Here is a 22,931-nt window from a genome sequence, read left to right on the forward strand (position 1 = left end):
TCTCAATTCCCGATGCTCCAGAAGGACGACTGAATGACGGAAGCGAGTGAACAGGCATCGAACGCGGGAAAGAATCCCCGCCCGATAAAACTTGCCTGCCGTAATGTCTGGAAACTGTTCGGCTCGAACGCCGCCGATTTTATCCGCGAGCGCGACGGCAAGGCCAGCATGGCTGACGTCTCGGCGGCCGGGCTGGTGGGTGCGGTTCGCGCCGTCGATCTCGAAATCCGGCAGGGCGAGATCTTCATCATCATGGGGCTTTCGGGCTCCGGCAAATCGACGCTGGTGCGCTGCATGTCGCGGCTGGTCGAGCCGACACATGGCAAGGTCGAATTCGAAGGCAAGGACCTGCTCAAGATTTCCGATGCCGCACTGATCGAACTCAGGCGCCACCGCATGGGCATGGTGTTCCAGAACTTCGCCCTGCTGCCGCATCTCAACGTGCTCGACAACATCGCCTTCCCGCTCAGCATCCAGGGGCAGGATCGTTCGACACGCGAGGCGCGCGCCCGCGAGGTCATCGAACTCGTCGGCCTGCGCGGGCGCGAACATTTCTACCCGCGCGAATTGTCGGGCGGCCAGCAGCAGCGCGTCGGCATCGCCCGCAGCCTCGCAACCAAGCCCGAGATATGGTTTCTCGACGAGCCGTTCTCTGCATTGGATCCGCTCATCCGCCGCGAAATGCAGGATGAGTTGATGCGGCTGCAGACCATGCTGCACAAGACCATTGTGTTCATCACCCATGATTTCGACGAGGCGATCAGTCTCGCCGACCGCATCGCCATCATGAAAGACGGCGAGGTGATCCAGATCGGCACGCCGGAAGAACTGGTGGTCAATCCGGCGACCGACTATGTCGCCGAGTTCACCCGCGACGTCGACCGCGCCAAGGTGATCTCGGCGCGTAGCCTGATGCGCGCTTGCGACGGCGCCGAGCATGGCGGCACCGTGGCGCCGGGGGCCAAGATAGCGAGTTTTTCCGCCAGCATCGTTGCCGTCGGCAAACCGTTCGCGGTGATCAACGGCACCGGCACGCCGATCGGCGAAGTGACGCCGCAAGCGGTGATCGATCTGCTGGCCGGCATCGAGCGAGCCGGCGCATGACGGTGACGGCAAGCGCCAGCCAGACAAGGCCACCAATTCAGCGGTGGATGGTGATCTGGGTGCTCGCGCTTGCCGCCGTGCTGGTGGTGTTCCTGCTTCAGGACAAACTGCCATGGGCCGTCAACTATCCGCTAGAGGCGGTCGTCCCCGTCGCCGACTGGGTCAGCGCGCTGATGGGCTGGATCAAGTCGAACCTGTCCTGGCTGACCCGCTCGGTCACCGCGATGCTCGGCGTGCCGCTCGACTTCGCGCTCAATCTCTTGGCCAAGAATTTCAAGTTCGGCCATGGCGCCGACGCTTTCGCGTTGCCGCGTTTGTCCTGGGTTGGCGTCTGCGCGGCGGCGTTCCTTGCCGGCTATGCGGCCGGCGGCAGAAAACTCGGCCTGCTGGTTGGCGGCTGTTTCCTCTACATCGCGCTGTTCGGCCAGTGGACCAGCGCCATGCTGACCCTGGCGCTGATCTCGATCGCCGTGCCGTTCTGCATCGTCACCGGGCTATTCGCCGGCATCTGGGCGTGGCGCAAGCCGTGGGCGGAGCGGTTCGTCGTCTCCCCTGCCCTCGACCTGATGCAAACCATCCCGACCTTCGCCTATCTCATCCCGATGCTGCTGCTGTTCGGCAACAGCCCGGTCTCGGCGATGATCGCCACCGCCATCTTCGCCACGCCGCCGATGGTGCGGGCAACGATGCTGGGCCTATCGCGGGTGCCGTCCGAGATCGACGATTTCAGCGAAATGGCCGGCTGCACGGCGCGACAGAAATTGTGGCGCGTGCTGTTGCCGTCGGCGCGGCCGACGCTGATGGTGGGCGTCAACCAGGTGATCATGCTGGCGCTCAACATGGTGATCATCGCCTCGATGATCGGCGCCGGCGGGCTTGGCTACGACGTGCTGCTCGCCCTGCGCGCGCTCAAGGTCGGCGAAGCGATGGAAGCCGGACTCGCAATCGTCGCGCTCGCCATCGCGCTCGACCGGCTGAGCCAGGCCATCGCCCACAAGCAGGCAACAGGCAATATCCACCGGTCGTCCGCGAGCCCGCGTTTCTGGCGGCGCTACCCCAATCTGACGCTGGCCATCGCCATCCTTGTCGTCACGACGCTGCTCGGCCTGTTCGTGCCGGCCTTCGCGGCCGTGCCGAAGGCGATCACCTTCACCACCGCGCCACTGTGGAAAGCGGCTGTGAACTGGGTGACGATCAACTTCTTCGACATCATCGAAGCGTTTCGGGTGGCGCTGATCCTCAATGTGCTCAATCCAGTGCGCGCCTTCTGCGAGGGATTTCCGTGGCTGGGCGCGGTGTTCCTGCTCGGCCTTGCCGGCTACCAGCTCTCAGGTTTGCGGCTGGCCGCGCTTGTCGCGGCACTCACCGCCTTCGGCGCCATCACAGGCCTTTGGGAAAAGACCATGGCGACGGTCTATCTCTGCGGCATATCGGCCTTCATCGCCTGCCTGATCGGCATTCCAATCGGGCTTGCGGCGGCGCGCAGCGACCGCTTCGAAAAGATCGTCACGCCCGTCATCGACACGCTGCAGGTGCTGCCGTCCTTCTGCTTCATCATTCCGGTGGTGATGCTGTTCCGTGTCGGCGACGTCACCGCGATGATCGCCACGGTTGCCTTCGCCGTGGTGCCGGCAATCCGCTACACCAACCACGGCATCAGGCAGGTGCCGCCGGCGCTGATCGAGGCCGCGAAGGTTTCGGGCTGCACGCCGCGCCAGACCTTCTTTCGGGTGCAACTGCCGCTGGCGCTGCCGGAGATCATGCTCGGCGTCAACCAGACCATCCTGATGGCGCTGGCGATGATCATCATCTGCGCCATGGTCGGCACGCGCGACCTCGGCCAGGAAGTGTTCATCGCATTGTCGAAAGCCGATTCCGGCCGCGGCATCGTCGCGGGCCTGGCCATCGCCTTCATCGGCATCGTCGCCGACCGGCTGTTCAATGCCTGGACGGCGAAGGCGCGGGCAAGGCTCGGATAATCAGGAAGATGCGCCGCGGCTACTCCGCCGCGACGCCCTTCACCTCAAGGTAACTCTCCATGGAATCGTCCAGCGCCTGCAGCCAGGGCGTGTGGTGCAGCGGCGCCATGGTGCCGGTCATCAGCGAGCGGTAGGCGTGGTCGCGGAAGCTCATAATGTCTTCCGCCTTGTGGTGCTCCCATTCCATGAAGGTCTGGTTGACCGCCCCGACGTCGAAGCCGGGATAGTCGGTCTGGTCCATCAACTCCTTGGTGTAGTCGCCCTGGAACCAGATCATCTGCTCGGCGTCCTCGAGCGTTTCCTCGCGGGCGCGCCATTTCGCGCCATGCGCCGCCATCGCCTCCGCCGAGGGCAACTTGATGCGGCCCATGATGACGTCGCGCGCGAACCAGGCCTGCGCGTCGAACATGTTGAACGTGTAGAACTGGTCCTGCATGCCGATGTACGAAAGCTTCGGGTTCTTCTCCCAGACGACGCCCTCATAGAGGTCCAGCGGCCACATGCGGTTGGCGGTCTTGAGCTTGAGATCGTCGGTGAGGAAGGGGAAGGAATGGAGGTAGCCGGTGCACAGGATGATGGCGTCGACATCCTTGGTCGTGCCGTCCTTGAAATGCGCTGTCTTGCCGACGACCTTCTGCAACAGCGGCACCTCTTTCCAATTCTCGGGCCATTTGAAGCCCATCGGCTTCGAGCGGTAGCTGGAGGTGATCGATTTCGCGCCGTATTTGTAGCATTGCGAGCCGATGTCCTCGGCCGAATAGGAACGGCCGATGATCAGGATGTCCTTGCCCTTGAACTCCATGGCGTCGCGGAAATCGTGGCTGTGCAGGATGCGGCCGTTGAAGGTCGAGAAGCCTTCGAAATAGGGCACGTTGGGCACGGAGAAATGCCCCGAAGCGACGACGACATTGTCGAACTCCTCGGAGTAAGTCACGTCATTGGTGCGGTCATGCGCGGTAACCGTGAATTTCTTCGTCTCGTCGGAGAAGGTGACCATGCGCACCGGGCTGTTGAAGCGCACCCATTTGCGCAGGCCCGACTTCTCGACGCGGCCCTTGATGTAATCCCACAGCACGGCGCGCGGCGGATAGGAGCCGATCGGCCGGCCGAAATGCTCCTCGAACGTGTAGTCGGCGAATTCCAGGCATTCCTTCGGACCGTTCGACCAGAGGTAGCGGTACATCGAGCCGTGGACGGGGTCGCCATGTTCGTCGAGGCCGGTGCGCCAGGTGTAGTTCCACAGGCCGCCCCAGTCGGACTGCTTTTCAAAGCAGACGATCTCGGGAATGTCGGCGCCCTTGTCGGCGGCCGACTTGAAGGCCCTGAGCTGGGCCAGACCGGACGGTCCGGCTCCGATAACGGCAACGCGAGTGTTCATTCCGGGCCTCCTCTTTTTGATTTCCCCAGCGAAACAAATTTCACTGGCAGTGACAGTAATTGGCCGCTTGGTGCTGTCAACAGACATCTGCGGGAACGGCATTTGCGCACAGCGGATTCCTGGCGAAAAACCTGCGGCAGCCGCGATGGCTGCACTGCCGTGTGCGACATAAGATGACTTGCCGTTGCGGTTGCGCTCTGTACCTGCACCTGACATGTTCACCTTGAGTGAAATAAATCCTGACGATCGGGGGGCACATGGCAAAGGCAATTTCGGATACCAAGGCTCCCGCGAGCGCAAAGGCAAAACCGTCACCGAAAGTCTCGGCGGACGGCAGGACCATCCGCGCGCCACTGACACAAAACCCGCACGCCATTCGCGACACCCGCGAAAAAGTGCTGGAGGTCGCAATCGGCCGCGAGGTGCGGGCCTTCCGCAAGAAGCTCGGCATCACCGTCGCGGATCTCGCGGTTGCCACCGACATTTCGCTGGGCATGCTGTCGAAGATCGAGAATGGCATCACCTCGCCGTCGCTCACCACCTTGCAGGCGCTGTCGCGGGCGCTCGGCGTTCCCGTCACCGCCTTCTTCCGCCGCTTCGAGGAGGAGCGAAGTGCTGTCTTCGTCAAGGCCGGCCAAGGCCTCGATGTCGAACGCCGCGGCACGCGCGCCGGCCACCAATACAATCTGCTCGGCCATATCGGCTCGAACACCAGCGGCGTCGTCGTCGAGCCCTATCTGATCACGCTGACCGAGGATTCCGACGTGTTCCCGACTTTCCAGCATGAGGGCATGGAGTTCCTCTACATGCTCGAGGGCGAGGTCGTTTACCGGCACGGCAGCAACCTCTATCCGATGAAACCTGGCGACAGCCTGTTCTTCGACGCCGACGCACCGCACGGGCCCGAACAACTGACGAAGCTGCCGATGCGCTATTTGTCGATTATTTGCTATCCGCAGAATAGTGCGGGGTAAGTGGCCGATCTCCCCCCTCGTCGTGGGGGAGATTGGTTACGTGGAGAGCAGCGCCAATACCAGCAATTTATTCCGGCCCAAACCCCGGGCTCGTCGCACTCCCATCATCCAGCTTCGACAGCCACTCGACAAGCGTCGACCGATACCGGGTCAGGCCTTTGTAATTGGCCAGTTCCTCGGGCAGATCGCGGATCACGCGGTGCAGGCGCCGTGCCCATTTCGGTTGCGTCACCAACTCGTCCATCTTGATCAGGTAGCAGCGGATCGGGAAGACGATGCCGTTGGAGCGCGGCAGGCGCCAGAAGCTTTGCAGTTCGACCCGCAGATGCACCTTGTCGCCGACATTCTCGGGCGTCACGGTCGTGCGGTCCGGTCCCCATTTGTGATAATTTTCGGGGCTGGTATCGAGGCGCGGATTGATGGTCATCGTCCAGTTCAGGCGCCTGGCCGGTTTGCCCTGCTGGATGTTGGTGAGGAATTTTAGCGCCCTTACGAAAATTCCCTTCTCATGCGCCAGCGGCACCGGGGCGTGCCACTCGAAGAAATTCATGCCGATGTCGAAATCGAGCGACCAGTCGGCCTGGGTGGTGACCATGCCGGCATCCATCCACAGATTGCCGTCGCGCTGGTCGAGTATGCAGAAATCGCCCTGGCTCTGGCGGGTGATGTATTCCATCGGCCCGTAAGGCAAGGTCGAGGTGTCGCCGAAGGTGAAGGTGTCGTCGATGCCGAGCGGCCGGTTGATCCAGCGCCAGCGGTCGCCATCGCGCGTCAGCGTGAAATGCTCGGGATAGCCCAGCGCCTGCTGCTCCATCAAAAGTTCCAGCAGGTCCCAGCCGGCGAGCGTCATGTGCGGCAGCGACTGGCAGCGCAGCGGATCCTCGGCCAGCACCAGTGCGCGGTCCTGCATCTCGGCGACATAGTGCTCGTCGACGTCGATCAGGTTCTCCAGCACCGAGCCTTTCGGGCCGACGACATGCGGCTCGATGTTGACCGCGTACATGTAGCTGTCTTCGTGGAACGGGAACGGAAACCGCCTGATGTGCTCAGGGCTGTTCCTGAAGGTGAAGTCGTCGCGGAACGTTTCCTTGCGAAAGGTGATGCCCATGATTTCCTCCTAGAGGGGGATGCCCGCTCTATCTCTTTGTTTTAGCCGCATTTCTGCGACGCCAAGTGTACTAACTTGGCTGCAAAATGCTCTATCGCTCCAGCACCAGCGACCGGCCTTCGAAGCGCGATACGCACGGCATGATCTTCCTGCCCGAACGGTGGTCTTCCTCACTCAGCCAATGGTCGTTGTGGATGAACTTGCCGTCACAAGAGATGACGTTGGTCTCGCATTGGCCGCAGACGCCGCCACGGCAGAGATAGGGCGGATCGACGCCGGCGGCTTCGATGGCTTCGAGCAGGCTCTGCTGCTCGCCGACGCGGATGGTCTTGCCGCTGACGGCAAGCGTCACGTCGAACGGCAGGCCGGGCTGCGGCGCCGCGAAATGCTCGTAGTGCACTGTCTCCGGCGGCCAGCCGAGCGCGGCAGCCCGCTCGCGCACCCAGTTAATCATGCCGGCGGGGCCGCAGACATAGAGATGCGTGCCGAGCGGCTGCGAGGACAGCATCCGGTCGAGCTCTATGCGCTCCTCGCGGTCATCGTGATAGAGCCTGACTCGACGGCCGTAGCGCTCCCGCAGCACGTCGGCATAGGTGCCGAGCGAGGCGGTGCGGCAGGTGTAGTGCAGTTCGAAATTGCCGCCTTCGCCCGCCAGTTGCGCGGTCTGGGCCATGAACGGCGTGATGCCGATGCCGCCGGCCAGCATCAGGTGCTTTTTGGCCCTGAGATCGAGTGAGAACAGATTGACGGGATAGCTGATCACCATCTCCAGGCCCGGCTTGACCGACCTGTGCATGAACAGCGAGCCGCCACGACCGACATCGTCGCGGCGCACCGAGATGGTGTATTCGCGCGTGTCGAGCGGCGAGCCCATCAGCGAATAGGGATTGAGCCTTGTGCGCTCGCCATCGCGCATCTCGACCACGACATGGGCGCCGCCGGAAAAGGTCGGCAACAGCTCACCATCACGCCGGCGAAAATGGAAACGGGTGACCAAGTCGTTGACCGGGACGACATCGCCGACGACGACGTCGAGCTTGGTGGTTCCGGTGCTCATCGAAAGATCTCCTCCATGGGAGGAATTTCACTGCGATCTTCGGCATTGATGCAGACGCCCTGGAACGCGGCGAGGCGCCTTGAATAGTGATCGCGTACCAACAGAAGCAGGCCACAATGCGAACAGGTCGCCGGCTGCGTCGTGACATTCTCGGTGATGCCCTTGCAGTGCACGCACTGCATGCGCCTTGCCAGCGAGCCGCGATGCTCGGTCTGCATGGAGGTGTGATCGATGCCGGCTTCGAGCGCCACCTGCATGGCCTGGCCGATCAGCCCTTCGGTGCCGGCGAGATAGAGGCGCAGACCCATATGCGCGTTGGTCAGCGTCTGCCTCAGACGTGGCAGCAGACTGGCGAAGGACGGCGCGATGTGCAGTTGCGCCGGCTTCAACGCTTCGAGAGCGGCAACGTATTGGCCGTCAGGACCGGGAATAAAGACGATTTCGGCCCCGTCGAAGAACCCGCCCGGAGCCCTGGCGGCCATGTCCGTTATCGCGAGCGCGCCTTCCGCATCCGCTAGGAAAAGATGATGCGTGCCGGGCTGCGGAGACAAGGTCCCGTAAATCGGCCGGCTGATGATGGTCTTGGCTGCCATTCTGTCTTTGTGCCTCGAAACCCCTCGTCGATTATGCCTCAGCCTTTCGCCGTGCGCTTGGTCTTCTTGGGATCGTCGAACGGCAAGGGCTGCGCCGTCGCCTTGATGGGACCGCTCTTGTTACGGATTTCGAGCTTGGTGTCCTTGACCGCGCAGTCGACGTCGAGCCGGGCGATGCCCATCGATTTCTCGACCAGCGGCGAATACATGGCGCAGGTGACCACGCCGACCTTTTTGCCGTCGCGATAGATCGGAGCGCCTTCATCGGCCGGTTCCCTGCCGTCGAGCAGGACGCCGTAGATCTTGAAGCGCTCCTTGCCTTTCAGGCGATAGTGCTCTTCGGCGCCGCGGAACCCGGTCTTGCCGGGGCTGACGGTGAAGTCGAGCCCGAGTTCCCAAAGCGTGTCGCCGGGGCCTTCGTTCTCGAACGGGTATTTCTGCGAATTGTCATAGGGGTAGAACAAGAGGTAGCTCTCGACGCGCAGCATATCGAGGGTGGTGAAGCGGCACGGAATGATGCCGGCGCCCTTGCCCTCGTCGAGGATCCTGTCCCAGATCGTGCCGGCATCCTGGCCACGGCAGAAGATCTCGTATCCGCGCTCGCCCGTATAGCCGGTGCGCGAGATCATGACGGGGAAGCCGAACAGCTGCGTCTGCATGTGATGGAAATAGTTGAGGTCGCGGATGCCGGACACGTGCTTGGCCAGATAATCGACCGCCGCCGGCCCCTGCAGCGACAAATCGTGCAGATTGTCGTCGAAGCGCAGCGACACGTCGCGGCCCATCGCCGCCCGCTGCAGTTCCTCGTGGCCGGTGCCCGAGCCGTGCACCACCATCCAGGAATTCGGTCCCGTGCGGTAGAGGATGCAGTCGTCGGTGAACTTTCCCGCTTCGTTCAGCATGCAGGCATAGGCCGACTTGCCGGGATAGATTTTTTCGACGTCACGCGTTGTGGCGAGGTCGATGAGATGCGAGGCGTGCGGCCCTGTGATGTGCACCTTCTTCAGGCCGGAAACATCCATGAGCCCGGCCTTGGTGCGGATGGCGATATATTCCTCATCGGCATCCTTGTCGTAGGTCCAGGCGGTGCCCATACCGCTCCAGTCTTCGAGTTTCGACCCCAGAGCGCGATGGCGATCCGCCAGGGTTGAAAATCTCCAGGATGCCGTCATCCGCTCGTCCTCCGTTCGAAAATCCTGCTGTTCCCTGCTCCTTTGCCTGAGGCCGGAGCTTTGGATGGAATATTGACCGCAAACGCGGGAAGCCTGCAATCCCCTTGAAGCAAATAATTTCATTGTCAGGCAAAATTGTTCACTCGAAACGAGCGGTTAACGCCACGTAAATTGGTCTTGACAAGTCCGAGATTCGGGCGGAACTTATGAAAAAAATTTCACTCTCTTGAAAGAGAGCGGCGGGCGGTGGATTCGGAACCGGACGTCGGCAAAGAAGGGGAAAACCGATGTCAGACCTGCAGCAGCGCATCGAGGCGCTGTACCGCTCCGACTTGCGCGGATCCGCGCTCCTGATCGTCTGCCTGTGGGCGACGATCCTCTTCGTCCTCTTCATGACATGGCCATACATTCCGCAGGGCGGCATCAAGGCCGTCGTTGCTCTGGCCGCCGCCGCGGTGCTCATCTTCAACACGGCAGCCATCCTGGCGATGGTCAAACACTACAAGGAAGACAAGGAGTTCATCTACGGGCTCGACATCAAGAACGCCGACGCGTCCCGCAACCGCAAGTCCTGAGGGGAGAAACAATGTCCCGCTATACGCCGCCGGAGCAGAGCAAGGCCGGGCAAGTCTTCGATATCGCCATTGTCGTGGTCGCCATCTTCGTGGCGCTGTGGCTGCCGCTGAAGCTTGGTCTTGCCGGTGCCGCGAAATCCATCGATGCGCTCGATGCCAAGACCTGGGAAGCGCTCGGGCAGAATCCGACCATGGCGTCGATCTGGGAAAAGCTCGGCTATACGCCGGAGACCGCGCACGACGTCATCCAGAACCGGTTCCACTACATCATCGACTGGCCGACGCTGATCATCATGGCGGCCGTGCTGATCGGTTATTTCGTGTTCCTGTTCCGGGCATCCGACCGCGAATATCGCGATGTCATCAACGAAAAGTTCGACGACAAATAGAGTTTGACGACGAAGAATTTGGGGACACGATCATGTGGGTGGCACTCTCTTACGCATGCTGGGGCATCTCGATCGTGCTCGCGCTTTGGATGCTCTACGACTGGTTCAAGGTCGATACGAACTACTCCGAGGACGTTCTGACCTCGTCGCGCGAAGGCGAGCTTGAAGCCGTTTCCGAAAAACACCGGATCTGAGTGGGGATTGATCGATGACGGTCGCGCTTGAAACCACCACCACAATTCACGGCGATCGGGTATCGCTGCTTCGGGTGCTTGGCCCGGCCCATGTCTGGGCGCTCGGTGTCGGCATCGTTCTGGTCGGCGAGTTCACCGGCTGGAATTTCTCGGCCGACAAGGGCGGCGCGCTGGCGGCCCTGATCGTGTGCTGGGTCGTCGGGCTGCTCTACACCTCGGTGGCCATGATCGATTCCGAGGTGACGTCGACGGTGGCCGCCGCCGGCGGCCAATATGCGCAGGCCAAGCACATCGTTGGCCCGCTGATGGCGTTCAACGTCGCGCTGTTCCTTGTCTTTGCCTATACGATGCTGGAAGTCTCCGACGCCATCCTGCTCGGCGACACCATCGTCGCCAAGGCGGGTGTAGAAGGGCTGACCCACAATTCCTTCATCGCTGCCACCATCGTGGTTCTGGCCTGGCTCAACTATCGCGGCGTGCTGATGACGCTCAACGTCAACTTCGTCATAACGGCCATCGCCTATGTCTCGATCGTCGTCCTGTTCTTCTCGGTCAGCCCGTGGACGCAAGGCGCGGTGCTGAAGCTCAACGAACTGGTCACTCCAGGCAACGCGCTGCCTTATGGTTGGATCGGCGTCATCGCCGCCTTCCAGTTCGGCATCTGGTATTATCTCGGCATCGAAGGCACCACGCAGGCGGCCGAGGAAGTGCGCTCGCCGGCACGTTCCCTGCCCTACGGCACCATGGCCGGCATGATCACGCTTCTGATCGCCGCCGCCATGACCTGGTATGTCTGCGCCTCGCTGATGCCTTGGGAATATCTCGGCATTACCTATTATCCGCTCTGGGACGCCGGCAAGCTGACCGGCAGCCCGCTGCTGGAGAACCTTCTGTTCATAGCGACGCTGCTCGCCGCGCTTGCCTCCGCCAATGGCTGCATCAACGACGCGGCGCGCGCCTGGTTCTCGCTCGGCCGCGACCGCTATCTGCCGAGCTGGTTTTCGGCGGTCCATCCGAAATACCGCACGCCCTACCGGTCGATCCTGTTCCTGCTGCCAATCGCACTGGCCTTCGCCTTCATCGCCGATCTCAACCAGGCGATCACCTTCTCGATCCTGTCGGGCGTGCTGCAATACACTTTCATGAGCATCAACATCATGATGTTCAGGAAGAAGTGGCCGCTGGGCTCGATCCGCCGCGGCTACACGCACCCCTTCCATCCGCTGCCGGCAATCGTCCTGTTCTGCCTGTGCGTGGTGACCTTCTTCGCCATCTTCCTCGGCTTCGGCTCGCAGTTGATCGCCATGGTCGCCTTCTATTTCCTGATCTCGCTGTGGTTCCATTTCTACCGCTACAAATTCGTGCGGCGGGGCGACCAGTTCACCATGCCGTGGCCGAAGCCGCAGGGCTATTGATGGGAGTAGGCCCGCCCAGGATCTGGACAGGCCTTGCACGAAAAAATGTCCGAAGTGACATCAGCACTGCTTGCCGGGGCAATTGTCCTGGCTCTCGTCCTTCATTTTGCGTGGCTGGCACGCCGCAGCCGCGACAGGGCCTCGGCAGCGCTCGCCGACGACGATGCCAGCATTCGCACCGTCGTCGCGGACGCGGCCAATGTCTCGGACGGCACCGCCGGCGTCATCACCTGGGAAGGTTCGTGGAACGGCCAACGCGTCCAGTTGCGCACCATTGTCGACACGCTGGCGACGCGGAAGCTGCCGGCGCGCTGGCTTAGTGTTTCGATCACCGAGAAGGTCGCGGTACCCGCCATTTTCGATATGATGATGCGGCCGGGCTCACCGACGACCTTCTCCAATTTCGATCATCTGGACCATACGCTGCCGAAAGCTCCGGGATTTCCAGCCGAAGCGGTGCTGCGGACGGATCGCAGAGGCACGCGTTTCCCGCAAGGCATCATCGCCGGTCATCTTGAAACCTTTGCGGATGGCCGCGCCAAGGAGCTGCTGATCACGCCAAACGGAGTGCGCATCGTGTGGCTGCTGGCCGAGGCAGAGCGGGCGCGCTACGGCGTCTTCCGGCAAGCAGCGTTCGGTGACACGCGGATCGATGCGACGCTGATCGAGCGGCTGCTCGTTTCTCTCTCGAAGCTGCGGGACGCCATCAACCAAGGCGAACGGCAGGTGGCATGAGCACTTCAAACACATCGCCGGCACCCGTGAGCCCTTATCTCGTCATGGGCGCCGCAATCGTGCTGCCGGCAAGCGGTCATGTCATTCTTGGCGTACCCGTGCGCGGACTGCAGTTCCTTTTCTTCATGGTCATCCTGGCCTGGGTGACCGCCAAGATTTCGCCGCCGGATGCGAGCTTCGTCGGCCGTCATGCGGGCGGCTTTCTGATCTATGCGCTGTCGATCCTCGACGCCTACAAGATCGCCCGCATCCGTACCGCCAAATGGGCTCATAATGCCCGACCGCAGGGCAATAATACGCAGAGTGGCATTGAGCCGCATACGTAATCAGAGGAAAATTTTTTTCATCCCATTGAATTCCAGGATTTCATTCGGTACATCATCTCTAGTCACAAACGTCGGGAGGCTGACATGTGCGGAATCGTTGGACTTTTCCTGAAGGACAAGGCGCTGGAGCCGAAGCTCGGCGCTATGCTGTCGGAGATGCTGGTATCGCTCAGCGATCGCGGCCCTGACAGCGCCGGCATCGCCATCTATGGCGCGACATCAGGCAACGAGGCCAAGATCACCATCCAGTCGCCGAAGCCGGAACGCGATTTCCGCGGTCTGGACGCCGAACTCGCCAAGGCTCTCGGAGCGCCGGTGAGCATTGCGGTCAAATCGACACACGCGGTGGTCAGGACCACGCCCGACAAGGTCGACGCGGCGCGTGAAGCCCTCCAGTCGCTCAGGCCCGACATCCGCATCATGGGCGCCGGCGAAGCGGTGGAGATCTACAAGGAAGTCGGCCTGCCCGAAGCTGTCGTCGATCGCTTCGATGTCCGCAAGATGACCGGCACGCATGGCATCGGCCACACCCGCATGGCGACGGAATCGGCGGTGACGACGATGGGCGCGCATCCATTCTCGACGGGTGCCGACCAGTGCCTGGTGCACAATGGTTCGTTGTCCAACCACAACAATGTCCGCCGCGAGCTGGTGCGCGAAGGCATGAAATTCGAGACCGAGAACGATACCGAGGTGGCGGCCGCCTACCTTTCCTCGCAGATGGCCCATGGCAAGAACCTCGGCGAGGCACTGGAAGGCACGCTCTCCGACCTCGACGGCTTCTTCACCTTCGTCGTCGGCACCAAGAACGGTTTTGGCGTGGTGCGCGATCCGATCGCCTGCAAGCCCGCCGTGATGGCCGAGACCGACCAGTATGTCGCCTTCGGCTCGGAATATCGCGCGCTGACCAAACTGCCCGGCATAGACAATGCGAGGGTCTGGGAACCGGAGCCCGCAACCGTCTATTTCTGGGAGCATTGAGTTCATGCCGGCAACCTCCAAGGCAATGCGCGACAGCCATGCGCGCGTCTTCGACCTCGACGTCCTGTCGCTGCGCGAACTCAACCAGGCGCTGCACAATCTGGCTCCCGGCTCGAACGAGACGGCGTGGGAAGTGCTCAACCCGAAAGGCAGCCATTCGGTCGCCGTCGGCGTCGACCAGCCCGTCAGCATCGATGTGCGCGGCAGCGTCGGCTATTACTGCGGCGGCATGAATTCGGGCAGCACGATCACCGTGCATGGTTCGGCCGGCCCGGGCGTCGGCGAGAACATGATGTCGGGTTCCATCGTCATCAAGGGCGACGCCAGCCAGTATGCCGGCGCCACCGGCAAGGGTGGGCTGCTGGTCATCGAAGGCAATGCGTCGTCGCGCTGCGGCATCTCAATGAAGGGCATCGACATCGTCGTGCACGGCAATATCGGCCACATGTCGGCCTTCATGGCGCAGTCCGGCAATCTCGTGGTGCTGGGCGATGCCGGCGACGCGCTGGGCGATTCCATCTACGAGGCGCGGCTCTTCGTACGCGGCAAGGTCGACAGCCTGGGCGCCGACTGCATTGCCAAGGAGTTGCGGCCCGAGCATCTGGAGTTGCTGCAGGATCTGCTGGATCGCGCCGGCGTGACCGGCGTCAAGCCGTCGGAGTTCAAGCGCTACGGCTCGGCGCGCACGCTCTACAATTTCAATATCGACAACGCCGACGCGTATTGAGGCAGCATGACCTATCGCAACCCGCCGACGACGCCGCGCAAATCCGCGACCTTCGACGACTACACGCTTTCCGAAATCCGCCGCGCCGCGGCGACCGGCATCTACGATATCAGAGGTGCCGGCGCCAAACGCAAGCTGCCGCATTTCGATGATCTTCTGTTTCTCGGCGCCTCGATTTCGCGCTATCCGCTAGAAGGCTACCGCGAGCGCTGCGACACGTCAGTGGTACTGGGGTCGCGGCATGCGAAGAAGCCGATCGAACTAAAGATCCCGATCACCATCGCCGGCATGAGCTTCGGCTCGCTATCCGGCCCGGCCAAGGAAGCGCTCGGGCGCGGCGCGACGCTGTCGGGCACATCGACTACAACCGGCGATGGCGGCATGACCGAGGAAGAACGCGGTCATTCCAAGCAACTGGTCTATCAGTACCTGCCGTCGCGCTATGGCATGAACCTGCGCGACCTGCGCCGCGCCGATGCCATCGAAGTCGTCGTCGGCCAGGGCGCCAAGCCCGGCGGCGGCGGCATGCTGCTTGGCCAGAAAATTTCCGATCGCGTCGCCGAGATGCGGACGCTGCCGAAAGGCATCGACCAGCGCTCGGCCTCGCGCCACCCCGACTGGACCGGCCCGGACGACCTTGAGATCAAGATCCTCGAATTGCGTGAAATCACCGACTGGGAAAAGCCGATCTACGTCAAGGTCGGTGGCGCCCGCCCCTACTATGATACGGCACTCGCGGTGAAGGCCGGCGCCGATGTCGTGGTGGTCGACGGCATGCAGGGCGGCACGGCGGCGACGCAGGAAGTGTTCATCGAAAATGTCGGCCAGCCGACGCTCGCCTGTATCAGGCCAGCCGTGCAGGCGCTGCAGGATCTCGGCATGCACCGCAAGGTGCAGCTGATCGTCTCCGGCGGCATCCGCAACGGCGCCGATGTCGCCAAGGCGCTGGCGCTCGGCGTCGACGCGGTGTCGATCGGCACGGCGGCACTCGTGGCGCTCGGCGACAATGATCCCCGCTGGGAGGCGGAGTACAACGAACTCGGCACCACCTCAGGCGCCTATGACGACTGGCATGAGGGCAAAGACCCTGCCGGCATCACCACGCAGGATCCGGAACTGATGAAGCGGGTCGACCCCGTGGCCGCCGGGCGCCGGCTGGCGAACTATTTGAAGGTGATGACGCTGGAGGCGCAGACCATCGCCCGCGCCTGCGGCAAGAACAGCCTGCACAATCTCGAACCCGAGGACCTCGTCGCATTGACGATCGAGGCCGCCGCCATGGCCGGCGTGCCGCTGGCCGGCACCAACTGGATACCGGGAAAGAACGGCTTCTAGAACACATCCAAAGACATAAGCGAGGAACTATAATGGGGAACGATCTCGCCGCATTCGCCAAAGAGAACGGCGTAAAATATTTCATGATTTCCTACACTGACCTGTTCAGTGGCCAGCGCGCCAAGCTGGTGCCGGCGCAGGCGATCGCCGACATGCAGAAGGACGGTGCGGGCTTCGCCGGGTTCGCCACCTGGCTCGATCTGACGCCGGCGCATCCCGACATGCTGGCGGTGCCGGATCCGGACTCGGTCATCCAGCTGCCATGGAAACCGGAAGTCGCCTGGGTCGCCGCCAACTGCATCATGGACGACAAGGAGGTCGGCCAGGCGCCGCGCAACACGCTGAAGCGGCTGATCGCCGAGGCAGCCGCCGACGGCATGCATGTCAAGACCGGCGTCGAGGCCGAGTTCTTCCTGATCTCGCCGGACGGCAAGGCGATCTCCGACGAATACGACACGGCTTCGAAGCCTTGCTACGACCAGCAGGCGGTGATGCGCCGTTACGATGTCATCGCCGAGATCTGCGACCACATGCTGGCGCTCGGCTGGGGCGCCTACCAGAACGATCACGAGGACGCCAACGGCCAGTTCGAGATGAACTGGGCCTTCGACGACGCGTTGCCGACCGCCGACAAGCACTCCTTCTTCAAGTTCATGGTCAAGTCGATCGCTGAAAAGCATGGGCTGCGCGCGACTTTCATGCCCAAACCCTTCCAGGGCCTGACCGGCAATGGCTGCCATGCCCATATCTCGGTGTGGGACGAGACCGGCAAGACCAATGTGTTTGCCGACAAGTCGATGGAACTCGGCCTCTCGGCCAAGGGCAAGAATTTCCTCGGGGGCATCATGAAGCACGCTTCGGCGCTTGCCGCGATTACCAATCCGACGGTGAATTCTTACAAGCGCATCAACGCGCCGCGCACCATTTCGGGCGCGACCTGGGCGCCGAACACGGTGACCTGGACCGGCAACAACCGCACCCACATGGTGCGCGTGCCGGGGCCGGGCCGCTTCGAGCTGCGCCTGCCCGACGGCGCGGCCAACCCGTATTTGCTGCAGGCCGTCATCATCGCCGCCGGCCTCGACGGCATCCGCTCCAAGGCCGATCCCGGCAAGCGCTACGACATCGACATGTACCAGCTCGGCCATACCGTCACAGATGCGCCGAAACTGCCGCTCAACCTGCTCGACGCGCTGCGCGAGTTCGACCACGACAAATCGCTCAAGGCGGCGCTGGGTGAGGAATTTTCGTCGGCATACCTAAAGCTGAAGCACCAGGAATGGAATTCCTATGCTTCGCACTTCACGCAGTGGGAGCGCGACCACACGCTGGATATCTGACCTCCAACGCGTAGGGCGAGCGGCCTTGGAATGATTTTATGAAATACTCGATCTTCTCGCTCGCCCGCGCCGCTCTTTCCGGCCACAAGAACTGGCAACGCACCTGGCGCGACGCCGCGCCGAAGGATCGCTATGACGTCGTGATCATCGGCGGTGGCGGCCATGGGCTGGCCACCGCCTGGTTCCTGGCCAGCGAGTTCGGCATCAAAAATGTCGCGGTGCTGGAAAAGGGCTGGATCGGCTCCGGCAATGCCGGCCGCAACACCACCATCATTCGCTCCAATTACGGCCTGCCCGGCAATACCGGCTTCTACGAATTGTCGATGAAGCTGTGGGAGCGGATGGAGCAGGACCTCAACTACAACGCGATGGTCAGCCAGCGCGGCGTCATCAACCTCTACCATTCCGACGCGCAGCGCGACGCCTATGCGCGGCGCGGCAACACCATGCGCATCAACGGTATCGACGCCGAACTGCTCGACCTGGCGGCGGTCAGGAAGATGATCCCGTTCCTGAATTTCGACAATGCGCGCTTTCCCGTGCAGGGCGGGCTGCTGCAACGGCGCGGCGGCACGGCGCGGCACGACGCCGTGGCCTGGGGCTACGCCCACGCTGCCAGCGAACTCGGCGTCGACATCATCCAGAACTGCGAAGTTACCGGCTTTGTTAGGGACGCCAACGGCAAGGTGACCGGCGTCGAGACGTCGCGCGGCAGGATCGGCGCCGGCAAGGTCGGCATGGCAGTAGCCGGCTCTTCGTCTCGCGTCGCGGCAATGGCCGGCCTGCGGCTGCCGATCGAAAGCCATGTGCTGCAGGCCTTCGTCTCGGAGGCGATCAAGCCTCTCATTCCCGGTGTCATGACCTTCGGCGCCGGCCATTTCTATGTCAGCCAGTCCGACAAGGGCGGGCTGGTCTTCGGCGGCGACATCGACGGCTACAATTCCTACGCCCAGCGCGGCAACATGCCTGTCATGGAAGATGTCTGCGAGGGCGGCATGGCGCTGATGCCGATGATCGGCCGCGTGCGCCTGCTGCGCCAATGGGGCGGCATCATGGACATGTCGATGGATGGTTCGCCGATCATCGACAAGACACCGGTCGACGGGCTCTATCTCAACGCCGGCTGGTGCTATGGCGGCTTCAAGGCGACACCTGGCTCAGGCTTTGTCTTCGCCCATCTGCTTGCCCGCGATGAATCGCATGAGGAGGCCGCCCGCTTCCGTCTCGACCGGTTCCGGTCTGGTGCTGTCATCGACGAAAAGGGCCAGGGCGCCCAACCGAACCTGCACTGAAGGCGGCTGGAACCATGCGCATCACCTGTCCCTTCTGCGGAGAACGCGAACTCGGCGAATTCACCTATCTCGGCGACGCCAAGCCGGTGCGGCCGGCACCTGGAGCATCGGAAGATGAGGTCTACGATTACGTCTATCTGCGCGACAACATCGCCGGCGTGATGGACGAGAACTGGTATCACGGCGGCGGTTGCCGGGCTTGGCTGAAAGTCACCCGCAACACGCTGACGCACGAGATTTCGGCGGTCGAACCAGCGGCAGGTGCCGGCGCTAGGCAGGTCGCGAAATGAGGTTTCCTATCGAACTCGGCGCTGCCCCTCACCTGCCTGCCGGCATCCTCTCCCCGTATAGGGACGGGGAGAGGGGCGCTGCCATCGCCGGTTTCGCCAATCGCCAGCGTTGCAGGAAGAGAGCCAGCATCGCGGCCAGCCGCCTTCTCCCCGTCACTATACGGGGCGAAGTGCCCGACAGGGCGATGAAGGGCGGCGCCGACCTTCCGATTGTGAGGCGTGCATCGTGACTTCCTTTCAACCCAATCGCCTCGCCGACGGCGGTCTCGTCGACCGCTCGGCGCCGCTCAACTTCAGTTTCGACGGCAAGAGCTTCTCCGGTTTCAAAGGCGACACGCTTGCCTCGGCATTGGTTGCCAACGGCGTCAAGCTGGTTGGCCGCTCGTTCAAGTATCACCGCCCGCGCGGCATTCTGACCGCTGGCTCGGAAGAGCCCAACGCGCTGGTCGAATTGCGCGGCGGTGCACGGCGCGAGCCGAACACCAAGGCGACGACGGCGGAGCTCTATGAAGGGCTCGACGCCGCCAGCCAGAACCGCTGGCCGTCGCTCGACTTCGACGTGATGTCGGTCAACCAGCTGTTCGCGCCGATCTTCGTCGCCGGTTTTTACTACAAGACCTTCATGTGGCCGGCGAAGTTCTGGGAAGCGATCTATGAGCCGGCGATCCGCCGTGCCGCCGGTCTTGGCCGCGCCGCGGGCATCGCCGATCCAGACCATTACGACAAGGCCTGGGCGCATTGCGACGTGCTGATCGCCGGCTCTGGCCCGACTGGCCTCGCGGCCGCCCTCGCAGCAGGCCGCAGCGGCGCCCGCGTCATCCTGTGCGAAGAGGATTTTGTCCTCGGCGGCCGGCTGCTTGCCGATGGCGGCATGATCGACGGATTGCCTGCCGCCGAATGGATTGCGCGCACGCTCAGTGAGCTTGCCGCCATGCCCGATGTGCGCATCATGACGCGCACGACGCTGTTCGGCGTCTATGATGGCGGCACCTACGGCGCGATCGAGCGCGTCAACGACCACCTGCCCTCGCCGCCGGAGCACCAGGTGCGCCAGCGGCTATGGCGGATCGTGGCCAAGCGCTGCGTCGTCGCGGCGGGCGCGCTCGAACGGCCAATCGTCTTTGCCGGCAACGACACGCCGGGCGTGATGATGGCGTCCGCCATGCGCAGCTATATCGCACGTTACGCCGCGGCGCCGGCCAAGCGCATCGCGCTGTTCACCAACAATGAGGATGGCTGGCGCACGGTCGAGACGGCACTCGGCGCCGGGCTGCAGATCGCCGCCGTGATCGACGCGCGCGCGGAAATCGCGCCCGAGCAGCGCTCGCTGGCCAGCAAGAGCGGCTTTCCCGTCCTGCATGGCACCGTCAGCGGCATCGACGGCGGCAAGAATGGCGTGCGCAAGATTTCCGTCGCACTCACCGGCGGCGCGCGTGCCGAAGTAGAAGCTGATGGGCTTGCCGTTTCCGGCGGCTGGAACCCGGCGGTCGGGCTCACCTCCTATCATCGCGGACGACCGAAATGGCGCGACGACATCGCCGCCTTCGTGCCCGACGGCGCGCCGCCCGGCATGGTTGCCGCGGGTGCCGCCAACGGCGCCTTCGGACTTGGCGCCTGCCTGCGCGAAGGATTTGCGGCGGGCGCGGCGGCGGCACGTGATGCCGGACACGGCAATGGTACAGGCTCCACGCCGGTGGCCGACGACCAAGCCTTTTCGCTCACGCCGCTGTGGCATGTCGCGGGCAAGGGCAAAGCCTTTGTCGACCAGCAGCATGATGTCACCGCATCGGATATCGAGCTGGCGCAGCGCGAAGGTTTTGAATCGGTCGAGCACCTGAAGCGCTACACCACGCTCGGCATGGCAACCGACCAGGGCAAGACCTCGAACGTCGCCGGCCTCGCCATCATGGCGGCGGTCACAGGCAAATCCATTCCCGAGACCGGCACGACAATCTACCGGCCGCCCTATGTGCCGGTCGCCATAGGCGCCTTCGCCGGCCATCATCGCGACGAGACTTTTCACGCGACGCGGCTGACGCCGTCGCATCACTGGGCCGCCGAACAGGGCGCGATCTTCGTCGACACCGGTCTGTGGAAACGCGCGCAATGGTATCCGCGCGCCGGCGAGAAGGACTGGCTGGAATCGGTGACCCGCGAGGTCAAGGCAGTGCGCTCCGGCGTCGGCTTCTGCGATGTCTCGACGCTTGGCAAGATCGACGTGCATGGCGCCGACGCCGGCGCCTTCCTCGACCGCGTCTACATCAATACCTTCTCCAATCTTGCGGTGGGAAAAGCGCGCTACGGACTGATGCTGCGCGAGGACGGCATCGTCTACGATGACGGCACCACGTCGCGTCTGGCCGAGGACCACTATTTCCTGACCACCACCACGGCCAAGGCCGGACTGGTGATGCAGCATCTCGAATTCTGCCGGCAGGTGCTGTTCCCTGAACTCGATGTCCAGCTGACTTCGGTCTCCGACCAGTGGGCGCAATTTTCGATCGCCGGACCCAAAACCCGCGACCTGTTGAAAGAGATCGTCGATTCTTCGGAAGACCTTTCCAACGAAGGCTTCCCCTTCATGGGCGCACGCGAAGTCGCGTTGCGCGGCGGCGTCAAGGCGCGGCTGTTCCGCATCTCCTTCTCCGGCGAAATGGCGTTCGAGATTTCGGTGCCGGCGCGCTACGGCGAGGCGATGGCCCGCAATCTGATGATCGCGGGCCAGCCGTTCGGCGTGACGCCTTACGGCACCGAGGCGCTCGGCGTCATGCGCATCGAAAAAGGTCATGTCGCGGGACCGGAACTCAGCGGCACGACCACCGCGGCCGATCTCGGCCTCGGCAAGATGATGTCGACCAAGAAAGATTTCATCGGCCGCGTGATGGCCGGCCGCGAGGCGTTGGTTGCTGCGGATCGGCAGGTCGTCGTCGGCATCAAGCCGACCGACAAAACGCGACGGCTACGCTCCGGCGCGCACATCATTCCGAAGGGGCAGACAGCCGGGCCTGATAACGACCAGGGCTACGTCACCTCGGTCTGCTTCTCGCCGATATCAAACCAATGGATCGGGCTTGGGCTTGTCGAACGCGGTCGCGAGCGCATCGGTGAGATCGTGCATGCGCACGATCCGCTGCGCGGCGAAAACTATGACGTCGAGATTTGCAACCCCGTGTTCTACGATCCGGATGGAGGGCGCCAGCGTGGCTGAGTTTTCCTGGGAAACCCGCAGCCCGCTCGATCGCGTGCTGGTTTCGGGACCGTATGGCGCGCATGGCGAGGCCGGCGTCACCCTGACCGAAATTCGCAATTTCGATCTGGTCCAGGTGATGGCGCGACGCGGCAAGGCGGCCGAGATGGCGAGCGCCGCTAACGCGCATTTCGGCGTAGCGGTTCCGGAAACACCGAAGACGGCTGGAGCAGCCGAAGCCACGCTCATCTGGTCGGGACCGGATCAGTTCTTCGTGCTGTCGAAAGGCGGCAGACATCAGGTGGAGTCGCTGGCTCCAGGTTTCGCGGCCTCGGCTTCGCTGTCGGACCAGTCGCATGCGCGGGTGTTGATCCGCATTTCCGGCGACAAGGCGCGCGCCCTGCTCGCCAAACTGTCGTCGATCGATCTATATCCAGCGGCGTTCCCGGTCGGAACCGCGGCAGCCACCTCGATGGACCACACCAGCGTCACGCTGTGGCGCGGCAATGATGCGCGGGACGGACAGGCGGTGTTCAACGTCCTGGTGTTCGCGACGTTCGCCGAGAGCTTGTGGCGTACTATGCTGGACTCGGGTGCCGAGTATGGTGTCGAGATCGGGCGTTCGGAGGACTTGGCGTAGCATGGCGCACCTGTCCTTCTCCCCTTGCGGGAGAAGGAAGAAGCGCCACCCTCCGCCTTGCCAAACTCCGCTCCGCTGCTATTCTTGCTGCTAAAATAATTTCACGCACAGGCAAACTTGTTTCTCGAACCGCAAGGCTG

At 62.9% G+C, this 22,931-nt stretch carries 22 protein-coding genes; 17 read left to right on the top strand and 5 right to left on the bottom strand.

Going from position 1 to position 22,931, the window contains the following annotated elements:
• Positions 1-33: 33 nt before the first annotated feature.
• Positions 34-1,104 carry a glycine betaine/L-proline ABC transporter ATP-binding protein gene (locus FJ434_RS09115; protein ID WP_140745779.1) on the top strand — a complete coding sequence of 357 codons (1,071 nt, stop codon included), beginning with the start codon at positions 34-36 and terminating at the stop codon, positions 1,102-1,104.
• On the top strand, positions 1,101-3,083 hold the full coding sequence (locus FJ434_RS09120; protein WP_140745781.1) for an ABC transporter permease subunit: 1,983 nt from the start codon (positions 1,101-1,103) through the stop codon (positions 3,081-3,083). The genes FJ434_RS09115 and FJ434_RS09120 overlap by 4 nt, the downstream gene beginning before the upstream one ends.
• Before the next feature lie 19 nt (positions 3,084-3,102).
• On the opposite strand, the gene FJ434_RS09125 is transcribed toward FJ434_RS09120, so the two are convergent.
• Positions 3,103-4,461, bottom strand: a complete 1,359-nt coding sequence (locus FJ434_RS09125) for an NAD(P)/FAD-dependent oxidoreductase (RefSeq protein ID WP_140745783.1) — start codon at positions 4,459-4,461, stop codon at positions 3,103-3,105.
• A gap of 257 nt (positions 4,462-4,718) precedes the next feature.
• Here FJ434_RS09125 and FJ434_RS09130 point away from each other — a divergent pair, with 257 nt between their 5' ends.
• Positions 4,719-5,435, top strand: a complete 717-nt coding sequence (locus FJ434_RS09130; RefSeq protein WP_140507935.1) for an XRE family transcriptional regulator — start codon at positions 4,719-4,721, stop codon at positions 5,433-5,435.
• A gap of 67 nt (positions 5,436-5,502) precedes the next feature.
• Here the strand turns inward: FJ434_RS09130 and FJ434_RS09135 are convergent, their stop codons facing one another.
• From FJ434_RS09135 to FJ434_RS09150, 4 genes are all read right to left on the bottom strand, one after another.
• Complete coding sequence (locus FJ434_RS09135; protein WP_140507937.1) at positions 5,503-6,543, bottom strand: DUF3445 domain-containing protein; 1,041 nt, start codon at positions 6,541-6,543, stop codon at positions 5,503-5,505.
• 91 nt (positions 6,544-6,634) lie between these two features.
• Positions 6,635-7,600 carry a PDR/VanB family oxidoreductase gene (locus FJ434_RS09140; protein WP_140507939.1) on the bottom strand — a complete coding sequence of 322 codons (966 nt, stop codon included), beginning with the start codon at positions 7,598-7,600 and terminating at the stop codon, positions 6,635-6,637.
• The gene (locus FJ434_RS09145) at positions 7,597-8,193 is read right to left on the bottom strand and encodes a dimethylamine monooxygenase subunit DmmA family protein (protein WP_027142264.1); all 597 of its coding nucleotides are present in this window, start codon (positions 8,191-8,193) and stop codon (positions 7,597-7,599) included. Before FJ434_RS09145 ends, FJ434_RS09140 begins: the two co-directional genes overlap by 4 nt.
• A 38-nt stretch (positions 8,194-8,231) precedes the next feature.
• Positions 8,232-9,365 (bottom strand): aminomethyltransferase family protein, encoded by a 1,134-nt coding sequence (locus FJ434_RS09150; RefSeq protein WP_140716958.1) that lies wholly within the window; start codon positions 9,363-9,365, stop codon positions 8,232-8,234.
• 287 nt (positions 9,366-9,652) lie between these two features.
• On the opposite strand from FJ434_RS09150, the gene FJ434_RS09155 reads away from it, so the two are divergent.
• From FJ434_RS09155 to FJ434_RS09225, 14 genes are all read left to right on the top strand, one after another.
• Positions 9,653-9,940, top strand: a complete 288-nt coding sequence (locus FJ434_RS09155) for a hypothetical protein (RefSeq protein ID WP_140507945.1) — start codon at positions 9,653-9,655, stop codon at positions 9,938-9,940.
• A gap of 11 nt (positions 9,941-9,951) precedes the next feature.
• On the top strand, positions 9,952-10,329 hold the full coding sequence (locus FJ434_RS09160; protein ID WP_140507946.1) for a hypothetical protein: 378 nt from the start codon (positions 9,952-9,954) through the stop codon (positions 10,327-10,329).
• A 32-nt stretch (positions 10,330-10,361) separates the two neighbouring features.
• A complete protein-coding gene (locus FJ434_RS09165; protein ID WP_027142261.1) occupies positions 10,362-10,523 on the top strand; it encodes a hypothetical protein in 162 nt (53 codons plus the stop codon).
• 14 nt (positions 10,524-10,537) lie between these two features.
• Positions 10,538-11,938, top strand: coding sequence for an APC family permease (locus FJ434_RS09170; protein WP_140716960.1), 1,401 nt, complete (start codon positions 10,538-10,540; stop codon positions 11,936-11,938).
• A gap of 45 nt (positions 11,939-11,983) precedes the next feature.
• On the top strand, positions 11,984-12,673 hold the full coding sequence (locus tag FJ434_RS09175; RefSeq protein ID WP_181165843.1) for a hypothetical protein: 690 nt from the start codon (positions 11,984-11,986) through the stop codon (positions 12,671-12,673).
• Complete coding sequence (locus FJ434_RS09180) at positions 12,670-12,999, top strand: hypothetical protein (RefSeq protein WP_140745785.1); 330 nt, start codon at positions 12,670-12,672, stop codon at positions 12,997-12,999. Before FJ434_RS09175 ends, FJ434_RS09180 begins: the two co-directional genes overlap by 4 nt.
• Before the next feature lie 84 nt (positions 13,000-13,083).
• Complete coding sequence (locus FJ434_RS09185; RefSeq protein WP_140716964.1) at positions 13,084-13,980, top strand: glutamine amidotransferase family protein; 897 nt, start codon at positions 13,084-13,086, stop codon at positions 13,978-13,980.
• A 25-nt stretch (positions 13,981-14,005) separates the two neighbouring features.
• Positions 14,006-14,707 (top strand): GXGXG domain-containing protein, encoded by a 702-nt coding sequence (locus FJ434_RS09190; RefSeq protein ID WP_246678259.1) that lies wholly within the window; start codon positions 14,006-14,008, stop codon positions 14,705-14,707.
• A 6-nt stretch (positions 14,708-14,713) separates the two neighbouring features.
• Complete coding sequence (locus FJ434_RS09195; RefSeq protein ID WP_015318914.1) at positions 14,714-16,042, top strand: FMN-binding glutamate synthase family protein; 1,329 nt, start codon at positions 14,714-14,716, stop codon at positions 16,040-16,042.
• Between the two features lie 32 nt (positions 16,043-16,074).
• Complete coding sequence (glnT, locus tag FJ434_RS09200) at positions 16,075-17,382, top strand: type III glutamate--ammonia ligase (protein WP_140507959.1); 1,308 nt, start codon at positions 16,075-16,077, stop codon at positions 17,380-17,382.
• Positions 17,383-17,420: 38 nt separating this feature from the next.
• Complete coding sequence (locus FJ434_RS09205; protein WP_027142254.1) at positions 17,421-18,674, top strand: sarcosine oxidase subunit beta family protein; 1,254 nt, start codon at positions 17,421-17,423, stop codon at positions 18,672-18,674.
• A gap of 14 nt (positions 18,675-18,688) precedes the next feature.
• On the top strand, positions 18,689-18,964 hold the full coding sequence (locus FJ434_RS09210) for a sarcosine oxidase subunit delta (protein ID WP_140507961.1): 276 nt from the start codon (positions 18,689-18,691) through the stop codon (positions 18,962-18,964).
• Positions 18,965-19,190: 226 nt separating this feature from the next.
• Positions 19,191-22,172: a sarcosine oxidase subunit alpha gene (locus FJ434_RS09220; RefSeq protein WP_140745791.1), complete on the top strand. Its 2,982-nt coding sequence runs from the start codon at positions 19,191-19,193 to the stop codon at positions 22,170-22,172.
• Positions 22,165-22,791 carry a sarcosine oxidase subunit gamma gene (locus FJ434_RS09225; protein WP_140745793.1) on the top strand — a complete coding sequence of 209 codons (627 nt, stop codon included), beginning with the start codon at positions 22,165-22,167 and terminating at the stop codon, positions 22,789-22,791. Before FJ434_RS09220 ends, FJ434_RS09225 begins: the two co-directional genes overlap by 8 nt.
• Positions 22,792-22,931 lie beyond the last annotated feature (140 nt).

The organism is Mesorhizobium sp. B2-5-13, from assembly GCF_006440535.1.
GTDB lineage: Bacteria > Pseudomonadota > Alphaproteobacteria > Rhizobiales > Rhizobiaceae > Mesorhizobium > Mesorhizobium salmacidum.

What these genes read in the sequence shown, in the direction of transcription:
- FJ434_RS09185 (WP_140716964.1), top strand. Translation starts at nt 13,084, where the DNA reads ATGTGCGGAATCGTTGGACTTTTCCTGAAGGACAAGGCGCTGGAGCCG.
- FJ434_RS09160 (WP_140507946.1), top strand. Translation starts at nt 9,952, where the DNA reads ATGTCCCGCTATACGCCGCCGGAGCAGAGCAAGGCCGGGCAAGTCTTC.
- FJ434_RS09145 (WP_027142264.1), bottom strand. Translation starts at nt 8,193, where the DNA reads ATGGCAGCCAAGACCATCATCAGCCGGCCGATTTACGGGACCTTGTCT.
- FJ434_RS09170 (WP_140716960.1), top strand. Translation starts at nt 10,538, where the DNA reads ATGACGGTCGCGCTTGAAACCACCACCACAATTCACGGCGATCGGGTA.
- FJ434_RS09150 (WP_140716958.1), bottom strand. Translation starts at nt 9,365, where the DNA reads ATGACGGCATCCTGGAGATTTTCAACCCTGGCGGATCGCCATCGCGCT.
- FJ434_RS09190 (WP_246678259.1), top strand. Translation starts at nt 14,006, where the DNA reads ATGCGCGACAGCCATGCGCGCGTCTTCGACCTCGACGTCCTGTCGCTG.
- FJ434_RS09125 (WP_140745783.1), bottom strand. Translation starts at nt 4,461, where the DNA reads ATGAACACTCGCGTTGCCGTTATCGGAGCCGGACCGTCCGGTCTGGCC.
- FJ434_RS09180 (WP_140745785.1), top strand. Translation starts at nt 12,670, where the DNA reads ATGAGCACTTCAAACACATCGCCGGCACCCGTGAGCCCTTATCTCGTC.
- FJ434_RS09175 (WP_181165843.1), top strand. Translation starts at nt 11,984, where the DNA reads ATGTCCGAAGTGACATCAGCACTGCTTGCCGGGGCAATTGTCCTGGCT.
- FJ434_RS09130 (WP_140507935.1), top strand. Translation starts at nt 4,719, where the DNA reads ATGGCAAAGGCAATTTCGGATACCAAGGCTCCCGCGAGCGCAAAGGCA.
- FJ434_RS09205 (WP_027142254.1), top strand. Translation starts at nt 17,421, where the DNA reads ATGAAATACTCGATCTTCTCGCTCGCCCGCGCCGCTCTTTCCGGCCAC.
- FJ434_RS09140 (WP_140507939.1), bottom strand. Translation starts at nt 7,600, where the DNA reads ATGAGCACCGGAACCACCAAGCTCGACGTCGTCGTCGGCGATGTCGTC.
- FJ434_RS09155 (WP_140507945.1), top strand. Translation starts at nt 9,653, where the DNA reads ATGTCAGACCTGCAGCAGCGCATCGAGGCGCTGTACCGCTCCGACTTG.
- FJ434_RS09210 (WP_140507961.1), top strand. Translation starts at nt 18,689, where the DNA reads ATGCGCATCACCTGTCCCTTCTGCGGAGAACGCGAACTCGGCGAATTC.
- FJ434_RS09115 (WP_140745779.1), top strand. Translation starts at nt 34, where the DNA reads ATGACGGAAGCGAGTGAACAGGCATCGAACGCGGGAAAGAATCCCCGC.
- FJ434_RS09135 (WP_140507937.1), bottom strand. Translation starts at nt 6,543, where the DNA reads ATGGGCATCACCTTTCGCAAGGAAACGTTCCGCGACGACTTCACCTTC.
- glnT (WP_140507959.1), top strand. Translation starts at nt 16,075, where the DNA reads ATGGGGAACGATCTCGCCGCATTCGCCAAAGAGAACGGCGTAAAATAT.
- FJ434_RS09165 (WP_027142261.1), top strand. Translation starts at nt 10,362, where the DNA reads ATGTGGGTGGCACTCTCTTACGCATGCTGGGGCATCTCGATCGTGCTC.
- FJ434_RS09195 (WP_015318914.1), top strand. Translation starts at nt 14,714, where the DNA reads ATGACCTATCGCAACCCGCCGACGACGCCGCGCAAATCCGCGACCTTC.
- FJ434_RS09120 (WP_140745781.1), top strand. Translation starts at nt 1,101, where the DNA reads ATGACGGTGACGGCAAGCGCCAGCCAGACAAGGCCACCAATTCAGCGG.